Below are 2,949 nucleotides of genomic sequence, written 5' to 3'. Positions count from 1 at the left end.
GAAGAAGAGAAGAATAGTATTGAATCTGGTCAAGTGATAGGTTTTTGCTGATTTCAACCCTTATTCCTTGCACCTGATTCACCTTTTTTACCTTCAAACTCTTGATATATCTCAGTTCTAGGTTTATTCAGCAGCCCCTAACTAAGAAATATCTTTCAACTCAGCGGTACGAACCGAAAGCATCTGTGTCTGATTACCTCTTTGCACTTTCACTTGCAACGCTTGACCAAGGGTACTGTCTTCTACTACGCCTTGCAACTGTTCAGCACTAGTAATAGGGTTATTGTTAATTTGCAAAATCACATCTCCGCGACGGATACCCGCAGTTGCAGCCGGAGAATTAGGAACAACCCGCATGACTAAAACACCCGCGACTTCAGGAATTGCAAACATGGAATTAGGATCATTGTTATTTTGTTTTGCTAATTCCGGTGTTAGTGTCACCATTTGCACACCTAAGTAGGGATGAGCAACTTTGCCATCACGTTGCAATTGAGCGGCGATTACTTTAGCTTTATCAATAGGAATTGCAAAGCCAATCCCCATCGCATCGGCGCGAATTGCAGTATTAATGCCAATCACTTCTCCCAAACCATTTAATAATGGTCCACCGGAGTTACCGGGGTTAATAGCTGCGTCAGTTTGAATGAAGTCTAACCGTTTATCACTGATTCCTACTTGAGTGCTGGAACGTTTGAGGGTGCTGACAATCCCCAAGGTGACGGTATTATCAAATCCTAGCGGATTACCCACAGCGATCGCCCAATCTCCTACCTGAACATGATCAGAATTACCTAAATCTGCAACAGGTAAATCCTTACCAGCATTAATCTTAACTACAGCCAAATCTGTAACTTCATCAATGCCTTGAACTTTACCTTTAAAGGTGCGACCATCTTTCAGACGGACTGTGACTTTATCAGCCTTATCAACTACGTGAGCATTGGTGAGAATTACGCCACTTTTGTCAATAATAAAACCAGAACCTAAACCCCGTAACTGTTCAGTCGGTGATTGTTGGGGAAAGCTATCACCAAAAAACCGCCGAAAAAACGGATCTTCCATCATCGGATCATTTCGGCGCGTAATCGTTCTTTCTGTATCAATTCTCACCACTGCTGAACCTACCCGATTGACCGCCGCTGTCACAAAACTATGACTACCAATCACAGCCGTAGCCGGAGAAGGCTTTTGAGCAATTTTCATCAATGATTCAGTGACAGGATTCGGACCCGGTTCTGCGGCTGAAGGTAATACCCGCAAGGAGGTGAAAGTCAACATCACTCCTATAAAAATCGCTAAAATATGGGTACTGAGTTTTCGGATAGACCGGGACATTTGGGAAAATCGCATAATCACAACCTAATCTACAAGCCTAATTTTTGCTGTTTCTTGATAAATCTATCTACACCTATTTTTACAGATCCAGATCAGAATTCTGGTTTATTGACATTTTCGCTCATTTAAAGTTTCTTTGATTTCACGGAATCTTGGCTCAAAGTGCAGGATATTTTTTCATCTTCCCCCGCGCTCTCTGGGCTAAAATATTAATTACAGCCAAAATGGCTCAAAAATATGCAGAGAATACCCATGAATGGAGCAAACCCAGTAACTAACGAATCTTTACCTACATCAGATCACAACCATCCAGATCATACACACAATCAGGCTGATTCTGTTCATCCTCATGTCCACAGTGAAGAGTCATTACGGCGGATTGTTAACCGACTATCGCGCATAGAAGGTCACGTTCGCGGAATTAAAACAATGGTACAGCAAAATACCCCTTGTCCTGATGTATTATTACAAATTGCTGCTGTGCGTGGGGCATTAGATAAAGTAGCCAGAATTGTCCTAGATGAACATTTAACTGAGTGTATCGGTAGAGCCGCCCAAAAGGGGAATATAGAATTAGAGATTGAACAATTAAAAGCTGCTTTAGATAGATTTTTACCTTGATTATCCATAAATATCAATTTCACTATTCTTTAAATCATCAACCAAACAAACCAATAATTCTGCTTTTACATGGTTTTATGGGTAATATTCATGAATTTGATGAAGTAATTAAATTACTATTTGCTGATTTTTCCTATCTGACCATTGATTTACCTGGGCATGGCAAAACTCAGGTTTTAGACGATGAATGCTATCCCATGGCATCTACAGCCGCAGCTATTATTCAATTATTAGATGAATTAAAAATTGACCAATGTTATTTAATTGGTTACTCAATGGGAGGAAGATTGGCTTTATATTTGACTTTGCATTTTCCCCATAGGTTTATTAAAGTCATTTTAGAATCTGCTTCTCCAGGTTTAGCAACAGAAACCGCAAGATTAGCCAGAATTAAAGGTGATACTCAAATAGCCAGAAAACTATCTAGAATCATCAATCAAGATGATTTTTATGACTTTCTCAATAATTGGTATCAACAGCCAATTTTTGGTGATATCAAAAATCATCCTCAATACCAATCTATGATATCCAGTAGATTAACAAATCATCCTTTAAACCTAGTCAAGTCATTACAGTTTATGGGAACAGGTTCTCAACCAAGTTTATGGGAATTGCTAACTAAAAATACTATTCCTCTATTATTATTAGTTGGTGAGAAAGACGAAAAATTTATTGATATTAATATCGCTATGACTGAAAAATGCAACTTGGCTAAATTACAAATAATTCCTCAAGTCGGACATAATATTCATCTAGAAAACACTGTAGCATTTGTGCAAAATATACAAAAATTTTTAGATCCCCGACTTCTTTAAGAATTCGGGGATCTTGTTGTTGATTACAAAATACAATCAAACTAGGCCTCAACCGATACCATGCGTTTTTTAGCAAGATGGTTTCTGCGGAGTTTAGCAGCGCCAAAACAAACAGCTAATGATGCTGGTAGCGCAATAGGACTAGACTCAAAGGGAACAGGTGTAGATGTCGCAG

At 39.0% G+C, this 2,949-nt stretch carries 3 protein-coding genes; 2 read left to right on the top strand and 1 reads right to left on the bottom strand.

The annotated features are described in order from the left end of the window. Positions 1–141 precede the first annotated feature (141 nt). On the bottom strand, positions 142–1,353 hold the full coding sequence (locus tag PN450_RS00015) for an HhoA/HhoB/HtrA family serine endopeptidase (protein WP_271834920.1): 1,212 nt from the start codon (positions 1,351–1,353) through the stop codon (positions 142–144). A 237-nt stretch (positions 1,354–1,590) separates the two neighbouring features. On the opposite strand from PN450_RS00015, the gene PN450_RS00010 reads away from it, so the two are divergent. Both PN450_RS00010 and menH read left to right on the top strand, forming a co-directional pair. After that, complete coding sequence (locus PN450_RS00010) at positions 1,591–1,959, top strand: metal-sensing transcriptional repressor (RefSeq protein ID WP_015079443.1); 369 nt, start codon at positions 1,591–1,593, stop codon at positions 1,957–1,959. After that, positions 1,956–2,774: a 2-succinyl-6-hydroxy-2,4-cyclohexadiene-1-carboxylate synthase gene (menH, locus tag PN450_RS00005; RefSeq protein ID WP_271834918.1), complete on the top strand. Its 819-nt coding sequence runs from the start codon at positions 1,956–1,958 to the stop codon at positions 2,772–2,774. The genes PN450_RS00010 and menH overlap by 4 nt, the downstream gene beginning before the upstream one ends. Positions 2,775–2,949 lie beyond the last annotated feature (175 nt).

It is taken from the genome of Dolichospermum lemmermannii CS-548 (assembly GCF_028330815.1).
In the GTDB taxonomy this organism is placed as follows: domain Bacteria; phylum Cyanobacteriota; class Cyanobacteriia; order Cyanobacteriales; family Nostocaceae; genus Dolichospermum; species Dolichospermum lemmermannii.
Note: the sequence above shows the minus strand (reverse complement) of the source record. Positions and strands in the feature narration are given on the sequence as shown.

Excerpts from the sequence above, each read along its gene's own strand:
- PN450_RS00015 (WP_271834920.1), bottom strand. The coding sequence starts at position 1,353 with ATGCGATTTTCCCAAATGTCCCGGTCTATCCGAAAACTCAGTACCCAT.
- PN450_RS00010 (WP_015079443.1), top strand. The coding sequence starts at position 1,591 with ATGAATGGAGCAAACCCAGTAACTAACGAATCTTTACCTACATCAGAT.